25 protein-coding genes are annotated in these 26,018 nt (G+C 62.7%); 10 read left to right on the forward strand and 15 right to left on the reverse strand.

Annotation, left to right across the window (positions count from 1 at the left end):
- Window positions 1–28: 28 nt before the first annotated feature.
- Window positions 29–745, reverse strand: coding sequence for an SDR family oxidoreductase (locus tag QRN59_RS24365; protein WP_284985001.1), 717 nt, complete (start codon window positions 743–745; stop codon window positions 29–31).
- 127 nt (window positions 746–872) lie between these two features.
- Between QRN59_RS24365 and QRN59_RS24370 the strand changes: the two genes are divergently transcribed.
- On the forward strand, window positions 873–1,355 hold the full coding sequence (locus QRN59_RS24370; protein ID WP_284985002.1) for a winged helix-turn-helix transcriptional regulator: 483 nt from the start codon (window positions 873–875) through the stop codon (window positions 1,353–1,355).
- A gap of 119 nt (window positions 1,356–1,474) precedes the next feature.
- On the opposite strand, the gene QRN59_RS24375 is transcribed toward QRN59_RS24370, so the two are convergent.
- The 6 genes from QRN59_RS24375 to QRN59_RS24400 form a co-directional block, all read right to left on the reverse strand.
- Window positions 1,475–3,133: a sulfatase family protein gene (locus QRN59_RS24375; RefSeq protein WP_284985003.1), complete on the reverse strand. Its 1,659-nt coding sequence runs from the start codon at window positions 3,131–3,133 to the stop codon at window positions 1,475–1,477.
- Window positions 3,130–4,506, reverse strand: a complete 1,377-nt coding sequence (locus QRN59_RS24380; protein ID WP_284985004.1) for a sulfatase family protein — start codon at window positions 4,504–4,506, stop codon at window positions 3,130–3,132. Before QRN59_RS24380 ends, QRN59_RS24375 begins: the two co-directional genes overlap by 4 nt.
- A 9-nt stretch (window positions 4,507–4,515) precedes the next feature.
- Window positions 4,516–5,352 carry an ATP-binding cassette domain-containing protein gene (locus tag QRN59_RS24385; RefSeq protein ID WP_284985005.1) on the reverse strand — a complete coding sequence of 279 codons (837 nt, stop codon included), beginning with the start codon at window positions 5,350–5,352 and terminating at the stop codon, window positions 4,516–4,518.
- Window positions 5,349–7,184, reverse strand: a complete 1,836-nt coding sequence (locus QRN59_RS24390; RefSeq protein WP_284985006.1) for a dipeptide/oligopeptide/nickel ABC transporter permease/ATP-binding protein — start codon at window positions 7,182–7,184, stop codon at window positions 5,349–5,351. Before QRN59_RS24390 ends, QRN59_RS24385 begins: the two co-directional genes overlap by 4 nt.
- The gene (locus QRN59_RS24395; RefSeq protein ID WP_284985007.1) at window positions 7,181–8,122 is read right to left on the reverse strand and encodes an ABC transporter permease; all 942 of its coding nucleotides are present in this window, start codon (window positions 8,120–8,122) and stop codon (window positions 7,181–7,183) included. Before QRN59_RS24395 ends, QRN59_RS24390 begins: the two co-directional genes overlap by 4 nt.
- Before the next feature lie 69 nt (window positions 8,123–8,191).
- A complete protein-coding gene (locus QRN59_RS24400) occupies window positions 8,192–9,718 on the reverse strand; it encodes an ABC transporter substrate-binding protein (RefSeq protein ID WP_284985008.1) in 1,527 nt (508 codons plus the stop codon).
- 285 nt (window positions 9,719–10,003) lie between these two features.
- Between QRN59_RS24400 and QRN59_RS24405 the strand changes: the two genes are divergently transcribed.
- The 3 genes from QRN59_RS24405 to QRN59_RS24415 are packed head-to-tail and all read left to right on the forward strand — an operon-like array spanning window position 10,004 to window position 13,244.
- A complete protein-coding gene (locus QRN59_RS24405) occupies window positions 10,004–11,566 on the forward strand; it encodes a sulfatase family protein (protein WP_284985009.1) in 1,563 nt (520 codons plus the stop codon).
- A 59-nt stretch (window positions 11,567–11,625) separates the two neighbouring features.
- A complete protein-coding gene (locus QRN59_RS24410) occupies window positions 11,626–12,207 on the forward strand; it encodes a PadR family transcriptional regulator (protein WP_284985010.1) in 582 nt (193 codons plus the stop codon).
- Window positions 12,208–12,245: 38 nt separating this feature from the next.
- The gene (locus tag QRN59_RS24415; protein ID WP_502871112.1) at window positions 12,246–13,244 is read left to right on the forward strand and encodes a formylglycine-generating enzyme family protein; all 999 of its coding nucleotides are present in this window, start codon (window positions 12,246–12,248) and stop codon (window positions 13,242–13,244) included.
- A gap of 85 nt (window positions 13,245–13,329) precedes the next feature.
- Here QRN59_RS24415 and QRN59_RS24420 read toward each other — a convergent pair whose 3' ends face one another.
- The 8 genes from QRN59_RS24420 to QRN59_RS24455 form a co-directional block, all read right to left on the reverse strand.
- Window positions 13,330–13,860 carry an MFS transporter gene (locus QRN59_RS24420; protein ID WP_284985012.1) on the reverse strand — a complete coding sequence of 177 codons (531 nt, stop codon included), beginning with the start codon at window positions 13,858–13,860 and terminating at the stop codon, window positions 13,330–13,332.
- A 215-nt stretch (window positions 13,861–14,075) separates the two neighbouring features.
- A complete protein-coding gene (locus QRN59_RS24425; RefSeq protein WP_284985013.1) occupies window positions 14,076–14,873 on the reverse strand; it encodes a DeoR/GlpR family DNA-binding transcription regulator in 798 nt (265 codons plus the stop codon).
- A 94-nt stretch (window positions 14,874–14,967) separates the two neighbouring features.
- Entirely contained in the window at window positions 14,968–15,717 is a 750-nt protein-coding gene (locus tag QRN59_RS24430; RefSeq protein WP_284985014.1) for an SDR family NAD(P)-dependent oxidoreductase, read from the reverse strand.
- Between the two features lie 151 nt (window positions 15,718–15,868).
- Entirely contained in the window at window positions 15,869–16,864 is a 996-nt protein-coding gene (locus QRN59_RS24435; protein ID WP_284985015.1) for a Gfo/Idh/MocA family protein, read from the reverse strand.
- Window positions 16,861–17,763: a sugar phosphate isomerase/epimerase family protein gene (locus QRN59_RS24440; protein WP_284985016.1), complete on the reverse strand. Its 903-nt coding sequence runs from the start codon at window positions 17,761–17,763 to the stop codon at window positions 16,861–16,863. Before QRN59_RS24440 ends, QRN59_RS24435 begins: the two co-directional genes overlap by 4 nt.
- Before the next feature lies 1 nt (window position 17,764).
- Entirely contained in the window at window positions 17,765–18,334 is a 570-nt protein-coding gene (locus QRN59_RS24445; RefSeq protein ID WP_284985017.1) for a VOC family protein, read from the reverse strand.
- Window positions 18,331–19,326: a LacI family DNA-binding transcriptional regulator gene (locus QRN59_RS24450; protein ID WP_284985018.1), complete on the reverse strand. Its 996-nt coding sequence runs from the start codon at window positions 19,324–19,326 to the stop codon at window positions 18,331–18,333. Before QRN59_RS24450 ends, QRN59_RS24445 begins: the two co-directional genes overlap by 4 nt.
- Window positions 19,313–20,296 (reverse strand): Gfo/Idh/MocA family protein, encoded by a 984-nt coding sequence (locus tag QRN59_RS24455; RefSeq protein ID WP_284985019.1) that lies wholly within the window; start codon window positions 20,294–20,296, stop codon window positions 19,313–19,315. Before QRN59_RS24455 ends, QRN59_RS24450 begins: the two co-directional genes overlap by 14 nt.
- Window positions 20,297–20,447: 151 nt before the next feature.
- Here QRN59_RS24455 and QRN59_RS24460 point away from each other — a divergent pair, with 151 nt between their 5' ends.
- From QRN59_RS24460 to QRN59_RS24485, 6 genes are all read left to right on the forward strand, one after another.
- Window positions 20,448–21,095, forward strand: coding sequence for a bifunctional 4-hydroxy-2-oxoglutarate aldolase/2-dehydro-3-deoxy-phosphogluconate aldolase (locus QRN59_RS24460; protein WP_284985020.1), 648 nt, complete (start codon window positions 20,448–20,450; stop codon window positions 21,093–21,095).
- Window positions 21,092–21,640, forward strand: coding sequence for a P-loop nucleotide/nucleoside kinase family protein (locus QRN59_RS24465; protein WP_284985021.1), 549 nt, complete (start codon window positions 21,092–21,094; stop codon window positions 21,638–21,640). The genes QRN59_RS24460 and QRN59_RS24465 overlap by 4 nt, the downstream gene beginning before the upstream one ends.
- 380 nt (window positions 21,641–22,020) lie before the next feature.
- Complete coding sequence (locus QRN59_RS24470; RefSeq protein ID WP_284985022.1) at window positions 22,021–23,439, forward strand: MFS transporter; 1,419 nt, start codon at window positions 22,021–22,023, stop codon at window positions 23,437–23,439.
- 181 nt (window positions 23,440–23,620) lie between these two features.
- Complete coding sequence (locus tag QRN59_RS24475) at window positions 23,621–24,433, forward strand: sugar phosphate isomerase/epimerase family protein (RefSeq protein ID WP_284985023.1); 813 nt, start codon at window positions 23,621–23,623, stop codon at window positions 24,431–24,433.
- A gap of 61 nt (window positions 24,434–24,494) precedes the next feature.
- Window positions 24,495–25,286: an SDR family NAD(P)-dependent oxidoreductase gene (locus QRN59_RS24480; RefSeq protein ID WP_502871110.1), complete on the forward strand. Its 792-nt coding sequence runs from the start codon at window positions 24,495–24,497 to the stop codon at window positions 25,284–25,286.
- Window positions 25,287–25,364: 78 nt separating this feature from the next.
- Window positions 25,365–25,499, forward strand: coding sequence for a hypothetical protein (locus QRN59_RS24485; RefSeq protein WP_284985024.1), 135 nt, complete (start codon window positions 25,365–25,367; stop codon window positions 25,497–25,499).
- Window positions 25,500–26,018 lie beyond the last annotated feature (519 nt).

Genomic DNA, 26,018 nt, shown 5'->3' on the forward strand with positions numbered 1-26,018 from the left:
CTCTGCAGGTCTTCAGGCTTTGCCGCGGTCATGCCGTTGAATTGGATGCCAGGACCGGGTACAGACCCGAGATCGGACCGGACAGGCCGAGCTTCACGCCGGCGCTGATCTCGTCCACGATGACCTCGTAATCACCGTGCTCGAGCCCATCGAAGGACTTCCGTGCGACTTCCCCGGGGGAGGTCTTCGGGGCATCCACGGCCCTGGCCATGGCTGTGTCCATGTAGCCGACGTGAACGCCCGTCACCTGGGTGCCTTGAGGTGCCAGTTCCACGCGGAAGGAGTTGGTCGCTGACCACAACGCGGCCTTTGATGCGCTGTAGGCGCCGGTGAGTGCGATCCAGCTGAGCACCGAGTGGATGTTGAGGACCGCTGATGTCTCGCTCGCGGCAAGCACTGGTGCGAATGCCCTGGTCATGGCGACGGGTCCGAAGAAGTTGGTCTCCATGACTTCGCGGATCTCCTCGTCGGAGAGTGCCAACAGAGTGTCCGATTCGACGCTCGTACCGGCGTTGTTGATCAGGACTGTGACGTCCTGGGCCTGGGCGACGGCGGCCCGGACCGAGTCAGCGTCGGTGACATCGAGAGTGAGAGGGACGACGCGGGGATCGTTCCACTCTTGCGGGCGGCGGGCTGTCGCGTACACCTTTGCAGCACCCCGGGCGAGGGCCTGTTCCACGAGCTCGAGGCCCAGTCCTCCGTTCGCGCCGGTGACAAGGACGACGGCGCCAGATAGCTGTGGCATGGATTCTCCTACTGTCGGATAGGGCGGCGACGCGGTTGTCGCGGTCGCAGAACATCAGATTAGCCGAGTCAGTTGGATTTTCCAACTAACCTGTATACTTGGCGAGAGTACTGAAAGCAGGTGAACGATGAATCGGCCGACCGAGAAGGCAGTAAATGCGCCGAGAGCGTGTTTCATCGCAGCAGGCCTCGACGTTTTAGGGGAACGGTGGGCCCTGCTCGCCCTTCGCGAGATGTCGTTGGGCGTTCACCGGTTCGATCAGATTGCACGCAATACCGGCGCGTCCCGCGACATCCTGACCGACCGGCTGCGCACGCTCGAAAACCGTGGCGTGATTGAGCGTCTCCAGTACTCCGAGCGCCCCGCGCGCTACGAGTACCACCTCACAACCTCCGGGGCGGAAGTCGCGCCCATTCTCATTTCGCTCGCAGCGTGGAGCAGTACATGGATGCGCGACGAGACGCCCCGCGCTTCTTACCGGCACAGTTGCGGGGCGGACCTGAAACCGGTGGTGTTGTGTGCGGAATGCGGTGAGGAGTTCACGCCAGGAAGTCTGTTACTGGGACCGCTTGTGTCAAGCCCGGGTACGGACCCGGCGTCCGGCCAGTAACCACAAAAACCGAACGGAGGACGACGGCGGTACTCTTCTCCATCGGCCAGGTGGTCCAGAAATCACGCCCGGTCAGGAGCCGGACCTGGTGGCCAATCGGGCCCTGAGAGTTGTTCGGGCTACGTGGCGTGTTCGGCCCCGGCGGGCACCGGTGCAAGGGTTTCCTGGCTGGGCTGGAAACCGATCCGCCACGCACGGAACCACAGTCGCTCGCCGTCGTCGTTCAGGACTGGTCCGGAGTACAGATGCCAGCGCCGTCCGTCCATTTCGGGGTTTCCCGCGGCTCGTTCCATGGGGTTTCGGTCCTGGACGGGCCCGGGAGGATCTGCGGTCCACGCGATGGACGCCCCGTCGGTGAGGCACTGAGCCTCCAGCCCGTCTGGCGTCTGGACAATGAGGGGTGCGGCTGTCGTCCGGGGCAGGCCGGCGGGGCGCCAACGGTCGATAAGATCCGCTTCGCTCATCAAGCCCAAGTCCCCGAAGCGGCCCTGCCACCGCGCCAGCGCGTCCCGGAGCCGGTCAAGGTCCGCGGCGTAGGCTGGGTCGGGGACGAGGTTCTGGGTTTCGTGGGGATCCTGGATGAGGTCGTAGAGTTCTTCGGCGGGTTTGGACGAGGCCACGAGCGTGCGCTGAAGATCGGTGAACAGGTTGCGGGGTTCACCAAAGGCGAGCTGTTTGGCCTCTTCTGCCGCGATGCGGCGCAGTTCGGACCACGTCGGCAGCTGGTCAGGGTAGTTCGTATGGAGCATGGGCGGGCGATCTGGATGGAAGTTGCGGATGTAGCGGAATCGCTGGTCCCGGACAGTACGGGAGGTGTCCTCGGCTTCATCCATCCGGTCCCGTCCGCCGTAGACATACTCGTTCGGCTCCTCCACGAAGGACCCGTCCGGGCCGAACAAGGCGACGCCGTGCATGTGTTCGGGGACAGGCAGTCCGCAGGCCCGCAGCATCGTCGGGGCCAAATCCATGGTGTAGACCAGATCTCCCCGTACTGTGCCGGAAGAAATCACCCCGGGCCAGCGCAGGATTAGTGGCTCGCGGAGACCGGCTTCCGTGGCCCAACGTTTGGCCCGCGGCATGCCCTTCCCGTGATCGGACCAGAACACCACAATCGTGGTTTCAGCCAGTCCGTCTTCCTCCAGCTGGTCCAGGATGGTCCCCACCCAGTGGTCCATCTCGGTGATGAGGTCCGAATACCGTGCCCACGCCCGCCGAAACACGGCCGTGTCCGGATAGTACGGCGGCAAGGGCGCCGACGCCGGATCATGCCTGTCTGCCGCCCCTACGTTTACCGTGACGGCCTCAAACGCTTCATCGTCCAGATAAATCTTGGATTCGTGGGTGGCCATGCCGTGGAATGCCGCGAAGAACGGGGTGTCGGGGTTCGGCCGGTTCCGCCAATGCGCAACACGTGAGCAATCATCAAAAACGGTGGGCGGAATGTCGACCTGGAAGTCAGTGAACCAGTTGTTCGTACAGTAGTAGCCGGACCGCCGGAAATACTCAGGCAGCAGCCTCACCTCGGGCGGGGGCGCGGCCTTGGTGCGCATGTGCATCGTCCCGATCGACGTCGGGAAGCAGCCGGTCATGATCGCCGACCGCGCCGGCGCGCACACCGGAGCGGAAGCGAACGCGCGGTCAAACCTGGCCCCTTCAGCGGCGAGCCGGTCAAGACGGGGCGTCACCGCGTACTCTGCCCCGGCCCAGACACCCGAGTAACAGCCCAGGTCGGGGTTGATGTCGTGCGTGGAGATCCACACGATATTGGGTCTGTTCATTTGCCGGAGCTGCCCAGTAATTCGCTGGCTGCCTCGGTTTCGGCCGTGAAAATAGCAGCCAACGGATCCACGGTTTCGGTCATCCATCTCGACAGGGCCTCGCGCTTTGCGGCAAGCACGTGGGCCAACGAAGGCTGAGCCGCGAGATTATGCAGGCAATCGGGGTCGGATGCGAGATCGTAGAGCTCCTCCCGCGCCCTGGAAACGTAAAATTGTGCACGGTTGCGGACGTCGAGGTCCTCGTCGGCCGCGTTAAGCATTGCCTTCCAGGACAGGCCAAACATGTTTTCGGCCCGGTACTTCGCCTGGCCGTCCGCCCATGCATTCCAGATATAGCCGTAGCTGGCGTCCTGCACGCAGCGCATTTCATAGCGCTGTTTCGCGGCGGTTTCGTGGAATACCGTGAATACTTGTTCGCGCCGGTCTTCGCGCTGCTGGAGGAGCAGCGGGAGGAGGGAACGACCGTCGAGACCGGCTGGCGTCGGGACCCCGGCCGCGTCGCAGAACGTGGGGAACAGGTCGAGCATGTTCACGAAGTCGTCCGCGTTGCCGGTGCCTGGAGTGGTTACCCCCGGCCAGCGGACAACTAACGGAGTCAATGTGCTGCGCAAATAGCAGTTGGCCTTCGCGAAGGGAAACGCCATGCCGTTGTCGGAGAGGAAGATGACGAGGGTTTCCCCGGCAGCGCCGGAACGTTCCAGGGCCCCCACGACTGCCCCGACGACGTCATCGCAGCGGCGGGCGGAACTGAGGTATTGGGCGTACTCGGTGCGGACGTCGGGCAGGTCGGGAAGGATTCCGGGGACTTGGACCTGGTCTGCTTCGAATACCTTGGAAGGCTCGGGGTAGAGTTCGCGTTCTTCCGAAGTCCATTTTTGCCGCTCATTTTCGCTGCCGTGGAAGGGCCTGTGCGGATCGTGCGCGTTGGCCAGGAGGAACCATGGCCGTCCTTCACGTGTTGCCTCGGCGATGAACTCTTCGGCCCTGCTTCCATACGCCGCGGGGTTGCGGCCCAGTCCGAGTTCGCGCATATTCACTGCCGTGTCCCAGGCGAATCGTTCCACCGGTTGGAGGTGGTCTACTTTGCCCAGGATGCCCACACGATAGCCCGCCCCTTTGAGCAGGTCGTTGATGACTCCGATTCCGTCGTTGATCGGTTCAAACCCCTCGGCGCCATTGCGGTGCGGCCATAGTCCAGTCATTAGCGCGGATCGGCTGGGCTGGCAGACCGCCGCAGGGACATGGCCGCGTCGGAAGACCATCCCATCCCTGGCAAGGCGGTCGAGGTTGGGCGTGGCTTCGGCCGGACCTCCGAATGATCCGGGGGTGTTGCCGTCCATGTCGTCGGCGGTGATCAGGAGGATGTTTGTCACGGGTGCTCCTTAGGCAGTCTGTTCGGCGAGGAGCCGGTGTCGTTCTTCGCGGCGTTGGGCCTGGGCTTCGGGGTCGGCAACCGGTGCGGCGAAGAAGAGCCGCTGGGTGTAGGGGTGCCTGGGTGCGCTGGTGACTTGGTCGCCGTCGCCGAATTCGACGATGTCGCCGCGGTACATGACGGCCACCCGGTGGCTGATGTGCCGGACGACTTCGAGGTCGTGTGAAACGAACAGGTACGCGACATGTGTCTGTTCCTGGATGTCCTTGAAGAGTTCCAGGACGCGTGCCTGGGTGGATAGGTCCAGAGCGGAGACAGGTTCGTCGCAGACGATGAGTTCTGGTTTCAGGGCAAGGGCGCGGGCGATCGCGATGCGTTGTCTTTGGCCTCCGGAGAATTCGCGCGGCAGTCGGTTCCCCGAGTCGGCCGGGAGCCTGACCATCTCGAAGAGCGCTTTGATGCGCTTGGAGGATTCGGAGCGCGGGACCTTCCGGACGGTGAGCGGTTCGGCAAGGATCTGCTCGACTGTCCGGGATGGGTTCAGTGAGGTGTAGGGGTCTTGGAAGACGACCTGGATGTCGGTGGCGAGTTCCCTGCGTTCGGAGCGTCCGGCGTGGGCGATGTCCTGTCCGCGGAAGAGCACCTTGCCTTCGGTCACGGGTGCAAGGCCCAGGACTGCGCGGCCCAGTGTGGTCTTTCCTGATCCGGACTCCCCCACTAGGCCGACGCATTCTCCGGCGCGCACGTCGAGTGAGACGTTGCTGAGGGCCCGGAATGGCTTGGCCCGAAAACCCTTTGCCGGGTATTCGACCGTGACGTTTTGGATGTCCAACAATGGCTGGTTCATCGCAAGGCTCCCTTCCGGGACGGGCTGGCACTGGGTCCAGCATCGAAGGTGGCGAGTGGTCCGCGGGGGCTGGTTTCACCGAGGATGGCTCCGAGGAGCTCTCGTGTGTAGGGGTGGCGCGGGTACGCGAAAATGGACCGCGTGGGGCCGGTCTCCACGATCCTGCCCAGCCGCATCACCGAGACGCGGTCGCAGAGGTCTGCGACGACGCCGAAGTTGTGGGTGACGAGGATGACGGCCATGCGGAATTCCGATTGCAGGTCGCGCAGCAGGTCCAGGACCTCGGCCTGGACGGTGACGTCGAGTGCCGTGGTGGGCTCGTCCGCGATGAGCAGGTCGGGGTTGCAGGAGATCGCCCCGGCGATGAGGACGCGTTGGGCCATTCCGCCGGAGACCTGGTGCGGGTACGCGGCAAACGTCCGCTCGGGGTTGGGGATTCCCACCCGGGCCAGGAGCGCCAGTGCGCGTGTTGTTGCTTCCTTCTTGGACATCCGGAGGCAGATTCGCATCGGCTCCACCAATTGGCTGCCGATCGTGAACGACGGGTCCAGGTTGGACATCGGTTCCTGGGGGATATAGGCGATGCGGGAGCCCCGGATCTTCTCCATGTCTTTCTCATTCAGGGCGGCCAGGTCGTCCCCGTGGAAGAAGATCGAGCCTCCCGTGATCCTGCCGCCCTCGGGCAGCAGCCGCAAGGCGGACCACGCCGTCTGGGTCTTGCCCGAACCGGATTCGCCCACGAGCCCATGGACCTCGCCGCGGGCAACCGTCAGGGAGACGTCGTGGACAACGCGCTTCGTGCCGCCGTCGCCCGTCTCATACCCGACCGAGAGGTTCTCGATCCGGAGGACCGCCTCGCCGGCCAGGCCGCCGTCGTCGTGCCGCATGACTTCTTCACCGACGACGGCGGGTTGTTCCGCGGGCTGCTTGCGACGGCGCCGGCGCGGCGCATTTGAGCGTTCGAGCTCGTCTCGCAGGCTGTTGGCGAGGAGGGTCAGCGAGATCAGGGTGAGGCCGATGGCGAGGGCCGGCCAGATGATCAGCAACGGGGCCGTGTAGAGGTTGGTGAACCCGTCGCTGAGCATCTGGCCCCAGGTGGGGACGTTGATGTCGCCCAGGCCAAGGAATTCAAGTCCGGACTGGACGGCAAGGGCAACGCCGCCAACGATCGCGGACTGGACCACGATGGGTGCGCGGACAACGGTGAGGATGTGGATGCCGATGATCCGAGTGTCACTGAGGCCGGAGACTCGGGCGGCATCGACGTAGAGCTCGTTCCGGACGGCGGAAACAGAGGCGTAGACGAGCCGGAAGAAGGCCGGGGACAGCATCACGCCGAAGATCAGCATCGATGCCCAGAGGGAGGGCCCGACGACGGCGCGCGCAGCGAGGAGGACGATGATCGCGGGAAGTGCCATCAGCATGGAGATGACCCAGGTCGACGCGGTGTCGATCCATTTGCCGTAGTACCCGGCCAACAGGCCGCCGGTCACGCCGATCACGATGGAGGTGACGAGGGCGAGCAACGCGCCGGCGAGGCTGAACTGCGCACCGAAGAGGAGCCTTGAGAGCACGTCGCGGCCTGCGCCGTCGGTGCCGAGAAGGTGGCCGCTGTCCGGGGACGACAGGACCGCAGAGATGTCTGCCGTGTTGGGGTTGTGTGGCGCCAACAGCGGGGCCGCAACAGCGCTGACGATGATCACGGCAAGGAAGAGTAGTGAACCCAGGGCCAGCGGGTTGCGTAGAACGCGGCGCAGGAGGGATGCCTTGGCAGCGGCCTCCGGGGGGATGACTGCGAGCTGGGGATTTGGGGCGTGGACGGGTGTACTCATGACAGACGCACTTTCGGGTTGAGCCAGCCCTGGGCCAGGTCTACAAGGAGGTTGAAGATGATGACGAGGATGCCTGTCGCGACGAGCAGTCCCATGACGAGGGGAATGTCCCCCTGGGTCGTGGCCTGTACTGCCACTTGGCCGAGTCCGGGGATGGCGAAGACCTGCTCGACGATCACCGCCCCGCCGAGAAGCCCCACGAAATAGACGGCCAAGACCGCGAGGGCGGGCCCGGCGGCGTTGCGCAGGACGTGCTTGAGGACAACGCGGCGGGCAGGGATTCCGCGACTGCGCAGGGTCCGCACGTAGTCGTTGCGCAGGGCATCGATCACGGAGCCGCGAACCTGCTGGGTGACGCTGGCGATCCCGCCCAGGGCGAGGGCGATCACCGGGAGTGTGACGGTTTTCGCCCACCCGGTGGGGGACGTCAGGAACGGCACGTACCCGGTGGGGTCGAACCAGCCCAGGGTGAGGGCGAAGACGAGCACGAGCCCCACCGCGAAGAGGAAACCGGGGATCGCGTGACCCACGATGGCCAGGAGCTGGGCGAACCGGTCCACCCATCCGCGTTTGGTGGCGGCGAGCACGCCCAAGACCACCGAGATGACGGCGATGAGAATGATGGCGCCTGTGACCAGCGACAGCGTCACGGACAGGCGTGAGCTGATGGCGTCAAGGACTGGCTGACCGCTGAACCACGACGTGCCGAGGTCACCGCGGACGGCGTGGGAGATCCAGTCGCCGTACTGGACCAGAACCGGGCGGTCCAGGCCCAGTTCCTGGGCCTTGAGGGCGACGGTTTGCTGATCGGCGTTCTCGCCGAGGATCTTCCTGGCAATGTCGCCACCGCCAAGGTAGAGGAGCGTGAATCCAAACGTGGTGATGGCGGCCAGCAGGGCTACGCCCGTCAGCAGCCTTCGCCCGATAAAGGTAAGCATTTTAGTGATCTCTCGATTCGTGGGGATGGCCGGGCGGGGACCCTCGTCGACGGGTCCCCGCCGGGGGCCTCAGGCCTTGGGCGCGATGTTCCAGAGGTTGGGCCAGACATTGCCCTGGTTCAGTTCAACGCTCGTGCCCGCGTTGGTGACGAAATAGTTTGTCGGTGAATACCACGGAGCGAACCATGCCTGGTCAACGATGTATTCGTTCAACTTCTTGAGGGCAGCGGCACTGTCGGCGTCGTTCCCAGTGCGGATGGTGGCAAGGAGTGCGTCCACGTTGGGGTCCTGGTACTTGAAGGTGTTCCAGGTGGCGTTGGGCGCGATCATGGTGCTGATCAGCTGCCAGTCGTTCACGTCCCGTTGCAGGGTGAAATAGGAGAGGCCGTACTTCTGCGCTTGGAGGTCGGCGATGGTGTTGGTGCCCGTGTCCACGTACTTGACCTTGATGCCGACATCGCCCAGTTGCTGCTGCAGCAGAGGCCAGAGGGCCTTCGGGAAGCCCGGCGATGTCGGCAGCGTCAGCTCAAGGCCACTGGCGTAGCCTGCGTCGGCGAGAAGTTTACGGGCTTTGTCCGGGTCAAACTTGTACGTCGAATTCAGGGTGGCCTCATAGGCCGGAGATTCGGGCCGGAAGACCTGGCCTGTAGCCTCACCGCGTCCCAGGCCAACTACCTTCAGCATGGCGGCCGCATCTACTGCATAGTTGATGGCCTGCCGGACCTTCACATTCCCCAGCGCAGGGTTGGACTTGCCTGCACGGTCGAAGAGGAGGAGCCCGGCGAAGTTCAGGTTCTGACCGCTGGATCTAAACCCGGCAGCTTCAACCTGCGGGAGGATGCTGTTGTCTGCCACCGCGGCGGCGTCCAGTTGCTTGCCCCGCAAGGCATTGAGCTCTGACGTGGCGTCGGTGTAGACGTTGACGGTGAGGGTGTCGTACTTCACCGAGTTCGCATCCCAGTACTTGGGGTTCTTCTCAAACTTGTAGGACGTGCCGACGACCGTCTGGCTGGTGTTCAGGGTGTAGGGGCCGGAGCCGACCGGATTGGTCTGCGCATCCGCCTTGCCGAACGCGGCCGGGCTTTCCTGCAGGCCGGCTGCCTGGGCGAGATTGATGAGGAACGCCGGATTCGCCCGCTTGAGCGTGATCTCCAGGGTGGTCTTGTCCTTGGCCTTGGCCTCAGCCAGGTCTGCGACCTTCGACTTCTGCGGGGAGGTGCCGTCCCGGAAACGCAACAGGTTCTGCGCGGCGACTTCTGCGGTGAACGGCGTCCCGTCGGAGAAGACGACGCCGTCCCGGAGGGTCATGGTCAAGACCGTCTTGTCCGTGTTGTATTCCCACTTGGTGGCCAGGGACGGTTGGACATCCTTGCCGTTGGGCGCCGGCTTCAGCAACCCGTCATAAACTGCCTGCGCATAAACCGACTGGTTTCCCCAGTTCATGTTCCTCGCCTCGAACGTGGTCGGCGCAAGGATGTTTCCCAAGGTGATGGTCTTGGAGGTTTGGGAAGTGCTGCTGCCGCTTCCGCTGGCACAGCCGGTCAACGCGAGGCCTGCAGTGAGTGTTACTGCCAAACCTGCTTTGGTGAAACGCATCTTTACGTCCTTTCAGCTGGGGAGGCACCCGAAGCGTCGGCGCTCGGTGCCTTCTGCTCGACGATGAACAGTTAGCTACAGAATGGCAGGTTGTGATCCAACACACAAGGTCTTTTCTATGAAACTATGCACATAGCTTAGTTCTGGTTTTTATGGGCTGTGTCTGTTGTTAACTGTTCCACTAGTGCTATAACAGTTACAGAAGAACGTCACCGAGTATGGACCCGAGGCGGCAGGAGTTGCTCCGCCAGATCCAGACCGCCCGCACAAGACAGGACAAGATCGATGAAGATCATTTACGTGGACGTAGACTCCCTCCGTCCCGACCACACCGGGCCTTACGGCTATGACCGCAAGATCACGCCGAACCTGGACGAAATGGCCCGGAACAGCGTGATGTTCGACCGGTACTATTGCTCCGATTCACCGTGCCTGCCCTCCCGCACAGCACTGACAAGCGGGCAGCACGGCATCTCCAACGGTGTGATCGGCCATTTCGGGGACGACTCCCGGTTCCGCCTGGACGCCGGACACGCTCCCCACCCGGGCCGCCCTTTGCTCGGACAGGCACTCAACGCAGCCGGATACACCTGCGCGGCGGTCTCATCGTTTGCCGAACGGCACCGCGCCTACTACTTCATGGGGAACTTCCGTGAAAACGTTCAGGTCACTCCGGACATGGGCGATGAACCGGCGGACATGATCACGGATGCCGCCGTCGACTGGATCGAGCGGCACCGCAACGTGGAGAACTGGTACCTGCACGTGACCTATTGGGACCCGCACACGGACTACCTGCAGGATGAATCCTGGACGGCCAGGGCGGCCGCCTCCGGCCCTGCCCCTGCGTGGCCGGACCAGGAAGCCATCGATGCCCACGCCGAAGTGTACGGTGCCCGAAGCGCCCTTGATCTTCACTACTCAGGCGCTCCGCGGAAGTCCCGGGTCCCGCACAACATGCCGGACGCCATCCGCACCCGAGCAGACTTCGAGCACCTCATCAACGGCTACGACGGAGCCATCCACTTCTGGGATGCCGAATTCGGCAGGCTTCGGCGGTCCATCGAGGCAATGGGCTTGGCCGATGACGTGGCCATCATCGTCTCCTCGGACCACGGTGAGTCCTTTGGCGAGCTCGGCCTGTACGCCGAACACGGCCTTGCCTCCGAGCCGGTCCATCGCCTCCCCATGATCATTCACTGGCCGGGCATCACCGACCAGCCTGGAGTGGCCGCGGGCCGGAACGACGCCCTGCTCTACAACATCGACTACGCCCCGACCATCCTTGACCTCCTAGGCCTGGAGCAGCCCGAAAAGTGGCAGGGCCAGTCCTACGCCGCAGCCGTCCGGGGCGGAACAATCGACTCCCGCCCCTACCTTGTATGGGGCCATGGTGCCCACACATACCAGCGCGCCGTCCGCACCCGAGACCACCTATACATCCGCACCTACCACCCGGGTTGCTTCCGAGCCGAGTGGGAATCGCTGTTCAATGTCACCGAGGACCCCTACCTGACCCGCAACCTCATCGACATCGAACCGGACCTCGCCATTCAAATGCGCTCCCATCTGTTCGAATGGCTGAGCTTCTATGCCGGCACTCCGGGCGCCCTCCCGGACCCCATGCAGGGCGCGCTCCAGGCAGGGCCCACCCTGTACAACCAACCCGACAACTACATGGAGCATCTCAGGAACACCGGGCGCGCCCATCTTGCCGATGACCTCCTGGAACGGTTGCATCCCAAGAACGGGGCCACCCACGTATCCTGGCACGCACAGGTTCCCCTATCGGCTGACGACCGTGCCGCCATGCGCAGGCGGTACGAAGCCATGATGAGCACCGAGTGACCGCCACACCGGATATCCTCCTCAAAGGCGCTTCTACCCAGCGCCCTCAGGAGGCGAAAGTGTCATTGGGCCGTTTGGAAGTCATTCTGCTGGGCTTACTCTCCACCGGAGACCGCACAGGCTACGACTCTTGGAAGTGGCTCGAGGGCCACGGCCCCTTCGTGGGATACACCGCCAAGACGTCGCAGATCTACCGCCAGCTGGGAAAGCTGGTGGAATGGGGGTGGGCCACCCAGTTCCTGGATCCGCGCAGCTCCGGTCCCGATGCAAAGCTCTACCGAATCACCGCTGCCGGCCACGCCACCCTGCAGGAATGGATCGACTCTCCCTACATACCCTCGCCCCGGCCGCTTGACCCGGACTTCCAGGTCCGGCTCCGCTTCGCCGGAAGCACAGGACCGGAGAAAGCGCTCGAATTGGTGCGGATCGAACTCGCCTACCGTAGAGAACGGGAAGCCAGCATTGATCGGACTTTTGACGAAGTGCTGGTCAGTGCCGATGCCACGACGGAAGAACGACAATGGAGCAAGGAGTGGTTCCTGATGCAGAACGAACGCGGACACTACATGGTGTCCAACCTCATCGCCTGGCTCGAAGCAACAGAACGCCGGCTCCAGTCGCTCATCGGAAAGACGCCCTAAGGACAATCATGATCGAGGACAACGGGACGCATGCGGTCATGGCCGGGAGCTGCTGCGCCGCGCCCCGCGCACCGGCCCTGGACAACGCAAGGGACCCGGTCAACGCCGCGGGACGGCCCGACGTCGGACGCCTCCTTCCGGTAGCCGCAGCCGACGGCGCTGCTCCTCCCGAATCCTCGCCCGCCCAACACGAGGACGTGCTGATTCCCGGCGGGGCATTCGCCATGGGCGACGCTTTTGGCGAGGGATACCCCGCAGACGGCGAGGGACCGGTGCATGAGGTGCGCCTGGACGCGTTCCGGATTGATGCGACGGCCGTCACCAACCGGATGTTCGCCGCGTTCGTCCAGGACACCGCGTACCGCACCGAAGCGGAGCAGTACGGAACGTCGGCAGTCTTCCATCTTCTCGTGCAGGCGCCCAAGAAAGAGGTCCTCGGCGCCGCTGCCGGGGCGCCCTGGTGGCTGAACGTCCGCGGCGCAGACTGGGCCCACCCGGCCGGACCGGATTCACACTGGAGCACGACGCCGGAGCACCCGGTAGTGCACGTCTCCCACCATGACGCCCTGGCCTACTGTGCCTGGGCGGGGCGGCGCCTGCCCACCGAAGCCGAATGGGAATACGCCGCCCGCGGCGGACTCACCGCCAAACGCTACGCCTGGGGCGATGAGCTCACCCCCGACGGGGAACACCGCTGCAACATCTGGCAAGGAACCTTCCCCACCCTGAACACCGAAGACGACGGCCACCTCGGCACCGCCCCCGTGAAATCCTTCCCGCCCAACGACTACGGACTCTACGAAGTCGCCGGGAACGTGTGGGAATGGTGCGCGGACTGGTTCCTGCCCAAGTACTACCGCAACTCCCCCGCCCACAACCCCCAAGGCCCCACCATCGGCGCCGGCCGGGTCATGCGCGGAGGCTCCTACCTCTGCCACGACTCATACTGCAACCGCTACCGCGTCGCCGCCAGAACGTCCAACACCCCCGAATCCTCCAGCGGTAACTGCGGCTTCCGCACGGTGGCAACAAGCTGACCGACCGAGCCCCTCGCACGTTAATGCGGGCGGAATGGGAGCGGGGCTTCTTGGACAATCCTCCAAGCAGCCGCATCACACACGGCTAGTGCGCTTCGCTCGCCGAGATGATCGCTGTGCCGACACTTCTTCCGATGGTGCGGGCGATGGTATTCGCGCTGATCGCTTCTCCGGTTTGGGTGGCCGGGACGCTTTCGATGATGGCGTTCGAGGTTACAGCGAGCGCCATACCGATGCCTGCACCCGTAAGCATTCCAGAAGCGACGATCTGCCAGAGCTCGCCGTGGGCGATCGCGGGGAGAACGAAGGCCGCAGTGACCGAGAGCGCACCGATGAGCATGGGCGGCTTTGGCCCGACCTTGCGAATGAGGTTGCCGGCCACCGGCCCTAGAACGACCATCATGAACACGGTGGGCAGAAGGAAGAGGCCCACCTCGGAGACGGACTTGCCGAATCCGTAGCCTGTGATTGTCGGCAGTTGCAGCAAGGTCGGGACCAGCACGAAGGTGCCGAACATTGCGAAGCCGAAGACGAGGGCGACGACGTGCGCCGTCCATACTCCGCTGATCTTGAACAGCGGCACGTCGATGAGCGGTTCCTTGACGCGGAGCTCCACGAGGACAAAGGCTACAAGCGAGACAACGCCAGGATGAGCAGGCCCACGATCTTGAAGGAGTCCCAGCCCCAGGTCTGTCCTTCGCTAATTGCCAGCAGGAGCGACAAGAGCGACACGGTCAGGACCGATAACTAATGGTTCGTACCGCGATTCAACCGCAAGGTTTCGACACATCTGAAGGGCGTCGCGCACTGCATGGGCTTGGGGACACCGGCTCAAGCTTTTTGAACTTGCACCGTATCCAAAGTTACTCCCAGGTCTCTGATCCCTTGGGCTGCTCCCTCTGCCAGCCCTGAATCTGTGATGATTCGGTCGAATCGACTCAATGGTGCAAGGTCATACGTGCCAAATGTGCCGAACTTGGAACTTGCAGCCAGCAATACCGCTGTGGACGCGACACGTATAGCAGCCAACTTCACATCTACTTTTGCATCGCTGGGCGTGGTTATCCCCCGCTGCAAGTCCCACGAGCTTGCACTGATGAACGCAACATCGAAGTTGAGTCTTCCTATGGCTTCTGCGGCCAGTCGCCCGACGCTTGACCGGTTGGAATGGTCCAGACGTCCGCCGACGTGGATCACCTCAACGTTCGTGGCTCCAAAAAGGTCATCGACGATGGAGAAGTCGTTTGTTACGACACTGAGCCCGTCAAACGATGGCAGGTCGGAGGCCAGGGAGCCCGTAGTGGTTCCTGCATCCAAATACACTGTCATGTCGTTCCCGAGCAAAGTCCTCGCGTGGGCGGCAATGGCCTGCTTTTGTGCGGCTTCAGTTGTTGCCTTGTCCTGAAAACTTGGCTCATGCCGAAGGCCGCTCGCCAAACGAACACCACCGGCCACAGATATGGCCCTGCCCTCGCGTTCGAGCGCGGCGATATCACGTCGTACCGTCATATGAGACACACCCAGTAAGTCCGTCAGTTGCAGGACGCTAAGCACCGACTGTTGATGCAACAGTCGCATGAGGGCTTCGCGCCGCTGATCCCGTATGAGTGGAGTCTCTGATGCAGCCATGTGGTTCCTGTGTGGTGCGGGCGCGTGGACAGGCCAATAACCGAGGGCAACGGCGGGCAGTTGAGCTCGTGCCGTTGCCCGTTGGTTCCCCGGGTCAGGTGCCCATGCCGAGGTGTGCTCCGCCTGCCACGTCGAGTGTCACGCCGGTGATGTATCGGTTGTCCGGGTCGGCAAGGAAAAGGATGGCGCGGGCGACTTCGTCGGGTTCGGCGAACCGGCGCATTGGAAGTTCCGCTGCGCGTTTGGCCCGGTTGGCGATTGCATCGGGGCCGGAGTCTTTTGCGAACTGCGCCCACATAGGAGTGTTCACGGGGCCGGGTGCAATGGCGTTGACGGAGATGCCGCGGGGTCCGAGTATCTCGGCGAAGGACCACATGATGTGAAGCACTGCGAGTTTGCTTGCGTTGTAGGGCAGGTAGTTGCGGCGGGCTTCTTTGGCTGCGACGGAGGAGAGGATGACGATGGCACCGGCAGTGCCGGCCTCAATCATTGACTGTGCCGTTTCCCGGACCATTGAGAACGTGCCGGAGGAGTTGATCCGCATGACGGATTCGTATTCTTCCGTCGTGGTTTCCATGATGTCCGGGGTAGTGCCCAAGACTCCGGCGGCGTGAATGAGGGCGTCGATGCGCCCGTACTTGCTTGTAATGTCGCGGACGACGGCGGCGCATTGTTCTTCGGAGGTGACGTCGAGCGGGAAGAAGGCGGCCAACTCCTGGCCCTCTTTGGGGGCCCGGTCGGCTCCTATGATGAGGGCGCCTTCGGCTCTAAGCGCATCGATGACTGCGTCGCCGATTCCGCCGCTCGATCCGGTTACCAGAACGACGTGGTCTTTGAGGCTCATTTGTTATTTCCGCTCATGGGTTGGCTGATCCGCAGTGTCCCTGCGGTTGGTTTCTGGGCTGCTCTGTTCATCTGCCTGGTTCCTTACGTGGGGTGTTTGTACCGGGGCCCGCTTCCGGACGGCCTGTTGAGGCACGTGATTCCTTTACGGTTTAGCTGTTGGCACTCGTGGCATGGCTTTCCCATTGCCGGCCTTGTTGTTCCTCCGCGGGTAGTCCGGAGGCTGCGAGGATCCGATCGAGCAACCGCTGGGTATGAACGGCCTCGCGACCCGAGGTGAGCGGCTGCGCCCTGTCGGCGACGCGGTCGAGGAAGTGGTGGACGGCGGCGGAGAATCCGAGTGTGTCGGTCGCTGTTGCCCAGCCGTAGGCCTCGGCGCTGAGCTCGCGTGATGTGGTGACTCCGTTGACAGTGGTCGATACTGTTTCGGGTGCACGCACCTCCACGGTCTTTCCGTCGCCGTAGGCATCTAGTTTTTCATTCCAGGCACCTGCGGTTCGAGCTGCCATCAGCACTCCGGTGTTGCCGGTACTGAAGCGGATGATGGCCGCGACGCCGTCTTCTTCCCAAGGGTCATCGCCGGCTGCGTGCGCGGCCACGTCCACGGGTTCGCCGCCGCAGTACCAGCGGAGGAGATCGACCATGTGGATGGCGTTCTCGAACGTTGCGCGGTATTCCGAACCGGGGCGGTTCTTTTGGGCAACGCAGAAGGTAGCGCCCTTCTCGCCGAAGGCATCGCGCCCTGCCGTATAGACAGGTGCGTAGCGGCGGTTGAAGTCGACCATCAGGATGCGGCCGCGCTCGTCGGCGAGGTCCGCCAAGCGTTCCGCCTCCTCAGTGGCCGGGGCCAGGGGTTTTTCGCAGAACACGTCGACGTCATTGTCCAGGCATAGCTGGACGGCGTGGGCGTGCTCGGACCGCGGCGTGAGGACGAAGACGGCGTCCAGGTCCTGGGAGGCCAGCATGTCCTCCACTGAGCGGTAGGCGGCGCCGAAACCCCAGCGCCGGACCAGGTTTCCCGGGTCCTCGCGGCGGGACACCAAGGCAGCCAGGTCAACATCGTCGCGCTGGACGAGTGTGGGCAACTGGGCGATGGTGGCGATGTTGCCTGCGCCGATGACGCCGACGCGGAGGCGCTGCCCGCTCATCGGGCGTTCTCCATTTCAGCGAGATCAGTGAGCATTCCGCGCAGGGCGGCCGCGGATTCCCGGAATCCGTCCTCGGGGGTTGGGAGGTCTTGCGGGTGCCAGCGGTACTCGTACTCGATGCTCAGCAGGTCATCGTAGCCGTGGCGCAGCAGCGCCGCGAGGATCTGGGGCCAGGGAAGGACGCCGGTGCCGACGACCCGTGATCGGACGGCGCGCTCGGACGCGTCGACGCGGGCCGTTTCCGTTGCGCGGAAGGCAGCGGAGGGATCGGTGAATACGAGGTCCTTGACGTGTACGTGACCGACCAGATCGCCTTGAACGGCAAAGGCCTCCTCGAACGTCTCGTCGTGGGTGAAGGTCAGGTTGGCCTGGTCGTAGAGAACACGAACGGCTGGATGCGCAACCTCCCGGACGAGGGCCGCGGTTTCGGCCGCGGTCTGGGTCATGGTGCCGAAATGGTTCTCCACGCACAGCCGCACCCCGGCCTGTTCAGCCTCAGGTGCCAGAGTCTGCAGGGCCTCCCGTAGTCTCGCCCATCGCCTGGCATGATCGGTGTCCCCCGGATGCCAGGATCCCGCGTACACGCGCACCCGATCGGCCCCGAGCAGATGCGCGGTCTCAATCGCCCCACGGAATTCGTCTACTCCCCCGCGCCATTCACTCTCGTCCAGAGCGTTGATGGCCGTTGTGTAGGGTGTAAGGCCAATGATGGGCAGGCCCTCATCTTCCGCTGCCCTCAATGCCTCCATGGCCGCGCGCCGGTCCCCCCGAGGGAGACCCGAAGTGTAGCCGTCCTGGTAAATGACTTCTGCGGCATCGAGCCCCGCGGCTCGGAAAAGCCTGATTGCCTGCGGGACCGTATGGTTCGGGGTGCCTAGTGTGTGGCCTGCCAGTCGCATTTTATACGTCCTTCCTGAAAGTGTCTTGAGTTGCCGCCCAGTCCGCGGGACCGACCAGCCGTGGTGGCGTTGCGACGCGGGATCGGTCGACGATTTCCATCAGCAGCCCCCAGGGGGTGATGAAGTAAGTCCAGCGGTTGCCCGCCACCCGGGGACTGTCGCCGGCGACTTCCTTGCGCTCCCCGAGCACGCGTACTCCAGGGGTTTCCTGCAGCACGGCGACCGCTTCGTCTACGTCGTCCACAACGAAGCACAGGTGGTGGCCGCCTGCGTCGCAATGCCGTGGCGGGGTTTCCCGCCGTTCAGCGCTGCTCCATTCGAAAAGCTCGATGTTCAGGTTCGGAGGCAGTCGCAGCATGGCGAGGGTGAGCCGGGCATCAGCAGGGACATCGAAGTTCGCGGGCATGAACTCGGGGTCGGGTCCGCGGTCGGAGCGGTACAACTCCTCGGCGCCGAGTACCCCGACGAAGAACCTGATTGCGTCCTCGAGGTTCGGAACCGTCAGACCGACGTGGTCGGTGTGCCGCAGCCCGGGCAGCCGGCGCAGCGTCCTTGCGTTGGCCCCGGTCATTTGCGCGGCCCTGAGGTGGAGGCGCGCACCAGAAGTTCAGGTTCCAGAACGACGTGGTCCACCGATCCGTTCAGGTTCTGCTTCTCAGCCAGCTCGATCGCGATGTTTCCCATGTCAGCAATTGGCTGCCGCACTGTGGTCAGAGGCGGGTTGAACCGGGCGCCCAATGCCAAGCCGTCAAAGCCCATGACCGATACGTCCTCCGGCACGCGGATACCGCTTTGGCCAAGGGCCGAGATCACCGCGAAGGCGACCATGTCATTGGCGGCGATAATCGCCGTCGGGGGCTTCTCCATCTCAAGAAAGTGCTTTGCCGCGCGCGCCGCTGCGTCCGGATCGGAGCCGCTGTCGAGTACAAGGGGCGTGCTGCTGCCTTCCGCTGACAGCTCCAGATACGCGTCCATCCGGTCCTGCGCAGTGTGGGTCCCGGAGATACCGGAAACGTAGCCGATCGAGGTGTGCCCCAGGGAACGCAGGTGCTCTAGGGCGAGGACTATTCCGCGGCGGCCGTCGACGGTGACCGTTGGAACCGAAGAGTCGCCTTCCACCCGGTCGATCACCACCACCTTGTGGCCGAAATCGAAGCGCTTGAGGGCGTCGGTATCGACTTTCGTCGAGGGCGCGACGATCCCGAAGGGGGCGTACATGGCCTGCATCGCGGTGAAGTACCCCTCGGTCTTGGCAGGGTCTCCGTTCGTGACACACAGCAGCAGCTGGTAGCCGCGCTCATCAGCGGCCTGCGTCATGGTCTTGGCAAGTTCTGCGAAGAACGGGTTGGTGATGTCAGGCACGATCAGCGGGACGAAGGTGCTGGTCTTGGTCCGAAGAGCCTGGGCGAGCGGGCTCATCGTGTAGCCGAGCCCCTCGGCGATGCGGAGAATGTGCTCCCGGGTTTCGCTCTTTACCGCTTCCGGCCGGGAGAATGCCCGGGAAACCGTGGACCGGTGGACGCCGGCCGCCTTCGCGACAACGTCAATACTAAGGTCTGCCATCTTCTCTTCCTCCGTGGTCGTCATATGCCTGCCAAATCGGGCGCATCGCATCTTCAAGCTGGGCCAGTGTTGGCAGCCCTCGGAATCCATCTTCCAGTGTCTTCGCGACACGGCGTACGAACGGATCATAGAGAGGGTCACTGTCCAGATCGATCACGGCGGACTCCGTCGCCCCGTCCAGCGTGGTGAACGTGGCAGAACCGTCTGAGTCGACAGAGGCGAATCCCGCCTCGCCTGCGGACGTGTAGCTGCAGTAGCGCTTCAACGGCGAACCCGGGAATGCGTACCCCACCTCGATGATGGCTTCACGCCCGCTCGGGGTGGTAATGATGAGGCTGGCATGGTCCTCAACGCCCGCACCGTGCAGAACGGAAGAGAGCCGGGAATCGACGTTCTCCGCTGACTCGTTACTGCCCTGCAGGAACAGATCGACAAAATGCGGTGCCAGATTCGCCAGGCAACCACCACCTGCAGCAGCAGGGTCCAGCATCCAAGGATTGCCGTTATCCAGGTAGCGCGAGGGCGGCCCGGCGATAAAGGACATTCTCTGGTACGTCGGACGACCGGCCTTGGCCAGCCAGCGGTCGGCGGGACCGCCCCGCTGAACGAACGGCACTGTCGCGGGCACACCGGCGGCTTCCGCGGCCTTCCGCACCTGGACAAGTTCCGCAAGGGAAGTGCCAAGAGGCTTCTCTACCACGAACGGAATGCCGCGCTCGATCAGCGCAAGACACTTTTCCGCCATGCCACTGTGCGGGCCGAAGACATAGGCAAGCCCGAGATCCGGCAGATCAACCAGGCTCCGCCAGTCAACCTCCACGGGAGCGCTCCACGCTTCCGCAAGTCCCCGGACGAACGATACGTCCTCGTCACTGATGCCGACGACCTCGTGTTCTTCGCCGATCGCCCGCGCACAGAGCGGGACGTGCCAGTGCGAAGCACCGAGGATGATCGTGCGTGGTCCACTCATCTGCCAGCCCCTTTGCTAATTATGAGATCGATTGCTGAGATCGGTTGCAATAACACTATGGATGGTGGGAGAGTTTGTCAACGACACTTCAAGAGTGGCCCAGGAATGCTCCGGAATTGGGAAGCTGCCTGGGCCGGAAGAAAGGCCAGAAATGTACAAAAAACTTCGCACCATGCAGACCATCGACGAATCCGGTGCCGTCCTCATCGTCCGCCTCGAGAACGCTGACGTGGCAGAACGCGTCGCCGAAGCGGCGATCGCCGGAGGTTTTCGCGCCCTTGAAATCACGCTTTCGATCCCGGGTGCGGTGGACGTGATCCGACGGCTCTCTGCCAAGCACGGGCCCAGTGGAGTAGCGATCGGAGCCGGAACGGTGCTGGACGAGCACTCAGCCTATGAGTGCATCCGCGCCGGTTCTGATTTCCTGGTCAGTCCCCAGCTGAACCCGGCGATGATCCGGATGGCCAACCGGTACCAGGTGCCGACAATCAGCGGGGCGTATACACCGACGGAACTTGTCGAGTCTGCCGAAGCCGGCGCTGACATTCTCAAGGTCTTTCCCACGGAAGCCGGCGGCATCCCCTATGTGAAGGCGGTCCTCGCCCCGCTGGCGCACCTGCCGGTCATGCCGGCAGGCGGCGTCACCCCCGGGAATGTCGCGGAATGGTTCGCCGCCGGAGTCGCCTGCGTTGGGGTCGGCAGTGCCGTGACCAAAGCATGGCAGCCCGACGGCGACTTCTCCCGTGTCACCGAGGCCGCCAGGGAGTTCCTGTCGGCAGTGGCAGAGGCCCGCAAGTGACGACCCCGAAGGTCTTCATTGTCATTGGCCCTGCAGGATCCGGAAAGACGACCATTGCCCAGCAAAAAGCAAAAGAGCACGGAGCTGCGTATCTGGACAAGGACCGGATCTGTGGCCGCCTTGTCGAGTTTGCCTTGAATGCAGCTGGACACGACCCCAACGATCGGGAATCCAATGGGTTTTACCGGGAGAATGTTCTGCCCCTGGAATACGAGACGCTCATGGATGTAGCCGGAGCGAATCTGCGACTGGGACGATCCGTCGTGCTCGATGCACCCTTCGGCGCGTACTTCGCCGTACCGGACTACCTGACGCGCGCCGCAGAAGAATTCCGCTGGCCTCCCACGGAGACCACGGTGATGCGGGTGCGGGTCCCCCAGGATACTCTCCGGGGCCGACTCATTCAGCGAGGCTTGGAGAGGGACCGCTGGAAACTTGCCCATTGGGACGAGTACTGGGCATCGTACGGCAGCTTGGACTGCACCTGGTCCGGAGTCCGTTTCCTTGATCTCAACAATGAGAAGTCCCTGCCAATTCAGGGATGACTCTTTAGGTCCGGCTCGTATGGATAGGCCCACCGCTTGTCCTCCCGTTACGTGCCAGCGACAGGTTTGGACCTCCCGTTCGCCGAATCGAAAATGACCGTTGACAGAGCGGGCAAGCCTACGTATTGTTGCTTGCAACCGATCTCAGCAACCGATCTCATGTATGAAATTTGTTGCAATCGATCTCACGGGAGAGAGGCAGGATCAGGTTCTTTCCCAACTGCTAGTTAGGCAGCGCCTATGCGTTGCGCCGGCACTCGGCCTTGGCAGTCGGCCGTCCCGTCGAGCCGGGTTACAGCCGGGCCAGACCCGCACACCGTTTCAGGTGTCCGGGAATTCCAATACCCCTTCGCAGCAAATGTGAAAATATGGAGAGTTCAATGAAGACCTCAAAAGAAGCCGTCGGCAGTCCAGACCCTTCGGAGCTTCCCGAAGTGACTGAGCCGCGACGACGCACCGTCAATATGGTGGCAGGCACGATCGGCCACTTCGTGGAGTGGTACGACTGGTACGTCTACGGGCTGCTGGCTGCGGTGTTCGCGGGACAGATATTCCCAAGCGGGTCCCCGTTCGCTTCCCTCATCGCAGCACTGCTCACCTACGCGCTCGGGTTTGTTGTACGCCCGCTGAGCGGAATCATCATCTCTCCACTGGCCGACCGTTTCGGCCGACGGCTCATCCTGACGCTGTCCATCTCCGGGATGGCGCTCGGCGCTCTGATCATCGGCCTCACTCCTTCATTTGCGACCATCGGCTATGCAGCGCCCGTTCTCTTTCTGGTTGCACGCATCCTCCAGGGAGTCTCGGCCGGTAGCGAGGGGCAGAGCGCCATCGCATTCATGGTTGAACACGCCCCCGCGAACCGGAGGGGCCTGTTCGGTTCGTTCACCAACATGGCAAGCGGTCTCGCGACCCTCGTAGCGACCGGCGCCGCGGCAATGGTGACATCATCCTTTGCTCCGGCGGACCTCGCCGCCTGGGGTTGGCGCATCCCGTTCGTCGCGGGGGGCATCCTGGGCGTCGTCGGCCTTATCGTGCGGGCCCGCGCGGACGAGACCCCTGAGTTTGAGGCAACTGCCCTCGTGGACCAGAAGTCCGCGCCGGCGCGACTGTGGGAGCTGCTTCGCGAACACCCGAAGGCTCTGCTTCAGGCAGCGGCGCTCTCCGCCCCGGCCGTGGCCTACTACACCTGGGCCACCTTCCTCCCCACCTACGCCCACCTCACCACCGGCCGCGATCTGGCCTCGTCCCTGGCCGGAAGTGTCATCGGGCTGGCCCTGCTCGTTGTCATCGTGCCGGTCTGCGGCGCGCTCTCGGATCGCCTCGGCCGACGCAAAATCTTCCCGATCATCGGTGCCATCGGCATGATCGTCCTCTTCTACCCCATGCTCATGCTGCTGAACCAGCCGGGCTTCGGCGTCTACGTTCTGGTATCGGCGTCCGGATGGGTGGTTCTCGGTATCTGGCAGGCCGTCTACCCGACCATCCAGGCCGAACTGTTCCCCGCCTCCGTCCGTGTATCCGGCATCGGCTTCGCCCACCAGATCGTCATCGCCGTCTTCGGCGGTACCGCGCCGCTGATCGCCGCCGAGTTCGTCGGCGCGGGACAGCCCATGCTTGTCGCGGTCTACATGATTGCCATTGTGGCCCTCTGCCTCATCGCCTACTTCACCCTCCCCGAGACCGGCAGCCGGGCCGGACGGGCCACCGTAGCTCCCGCGGACCCCGAGGTACTCGAAGGCGAGCACCTGCTCTTGAGCACTTCGTCCGCCGCTCACGAGGTGAAGGGTTCCCAGTAGGTAAGGCTCAATCCCCAGGAAGCCACGACGGCTCGACGGGGCAAGAAGGGGCGTGACTGCCCCGGGCCTCTTCGAGCCGCCTGGCTCTCCATGGATGCTACTTACGCAGGATCGAAATTCACATTGCGTTATGAATGAAACGAAGTTTCTCCATAGGCGCAGAACTGAGAGGACGTTCGTAATGATTATCAATACGTTTTCCTATCTATGGTCATCGACCGCAATTGATGCGATTGCGGAACTGGCCGACAATGGGTATGAGACTTTTGAAGTTCCGATTAGCTCTCCACATTGTTGGCCGGATGAGATATCCGGCTCGGAGCGCTCTGCAATTTATGCAAGACTCAATGAATACGGTGCCACAATCCGGTCGCTGAATGCCGGCGGATATGACATCAATTTGGCTAGCCCCGGCGCCAATATGCGTCGCAAAAGTATCGAGCATATCAAATCGGTGATTGACTTGGCCGTAGCTTGGGAGGTCCCCGAGGTTGTCATATCTCCCGGAACACGGCGTCCGATGATCTCACCTTCACTGGAAGACGTGTACGGGTGGATGTACGAGAGCCTGGAGAATCTCGTTCCGCTGGCCAAACAGGCCGGCACGCGCCTCCTTTTTGAAAACACTCCATACTGTTTCACTCCCACCATCCAGGACCTGGTCGGTGTCGTAAAAGAGATCAACGATGATTCAGTCAAGATTGTCTACGATGTCGCCAATGCTGCCTACATAGGGGAGGATCCCGTAGCGGGTTTGCTCTCCAATCACGAATCAATAGGGCTAGTGCATATCTCCGATACCGGCAGGGAAACCTGGGGTCATGATCCAATCGGCACTGGAGTGATCGACTGGGACGGGTTGGGTAAGGCCGTCAAAACAACCTGCGGAATCAATAACGTTGTTCTTGAGATAATTCGCGAAGAGAACCCCGTACAGGAATTTAAGAAGGCAATGCAGGATCTTAAAAATCAAGGCTGGGAACTAGAGAATTAAGAACTGCATTCGAGATCGCGATAATTTTCCTCTGAACCCCTATCAAAAAGGAGTATGTACGGTGAGAGCTTTGGTGAGTGGCGGAAGTAGCGGCATAGGCGCGTCTACGTGCCTGAGACTCGCAGAGGCGGCTCTTGGTCGGGGCGTGCACCCGATGATTGCGGTGTGTGGCCACGAATCGAACAGCAGCCAAGAGCAAGTAGTTCGTTCCATCCAGTCAATGGGGGGCACCGCCATCGCATTGGCAGGCGACCTCGGAGATCCTGACGTGCCAAATCAACTGGTAGAAGCTGCGGTAGCGGAGTTCGGTGGCTTGGACGCGTTGGTAGCGAATGCCGGTATCGCCAGCCCCGCTGCTATCTGTGACCTATCTGTGGAGGACTGGGAGAGCATGTTCTCCGTCAACCTCCGCGGGCCGTGGCTTCTTGCCAAAGCAAGCTACCCACATTTGAAGCAGAGCCGCGGCTCCGCTTGTTTCACCTCTTCAATGTCTGGTCAGCTACCACACGCCGGATCAGGTGCTTACAGTCCCAGTAAAGCTGCGTTGACGATGCTGGCCCAAACACTTGCGTTGGAATGGGCACCTGACGGGATTCGTGTAAATGTAGTCTCCCCGGGTATGACTCATACACGGATGACCGAAAAAATGTATGAAGATCCCAAAATCAAAAAGGCAAGGGAAGATATTATCCCGTTGTCAAGAATTGGAGATCCCATGGACATTGCGAACGTGATCGAATTTCTTGTGGGCCCGCTATCGGGTTATGTCACCGGGCAAGACATCTGTGTCGATGGAGGCTTCTCTAAGTCTATTCTTAGCCATATTCCTGGTCGGCCCAGCTCCAAATCTTGACGCCCAAATCGAACGGCACCGCGTGAATTGACGTAGCCTCCGCCTGGAATCGACGCAGGCCCCATTTCTACACCCATAATGAATGCCCGCGTTTACCCGGCCCTGGCCGGTAAGCACGTGAGCATCGCCGCCGAGGGCACCGTGAGGCTGCTCTCCTTCGATGCCTGGACCATGGCTGAGATCTTTGAAGGAGCTCGTAACCTCTTCCCCTGACTCAGTCCGCACTCTCCCAGCAGGCAGCGATTGACCCCGCAGCGCTTACCCGCACAGCTGCCTACACACATCGAGGTAACGTCCGTGCCCGGTTCCGCAGATGAATTTGGCCGCGTGGGGACGGGGCGGGGAACAGTGTGCCTGCTCCCCGCCCCGTTGGCATCGGACCCGGCTCCTGCGCCCGACTTTCGGGTTACCTGTTGCGATGGAATATGCAGGGCCTGGTATCCGATGCGGCTTTTTGGAGGGGACCCCTCAGTCTCTGATTCGGTTTCGAAGAGTCCTTGGGGCGGCTGCGCGGAGATGTGTCGGTGTGTCTGGCATTCCTCCGCGTCAGTCTTCAGCCCTGGGCAGTCACCTGGCTCGTCATGGGCTCTCTCAGTGGGCCAGGGCTGGTTCCGTGAGCTGGAGTTTTTCCGCTTCGGCGGGCACGAAGCCAGCTTTGAGTTCGGATTGGAGCTTGCCGGTGTCGAGCGCGTGCTGCCACTTGGCGATGGCGACGCACGAGACGATGTTGGC

Origin of the sequence: Arthrobacter sp. efr-133-TYG-118 (assembly GCF_030209755.1) — a bacterium.
In the GTDB taxonomy this organism is placed as follows: Bacteria; Actinomycetota; Actinomycetes; order Actinomycetales; family Micrococcaceae; genus Arthrobacter.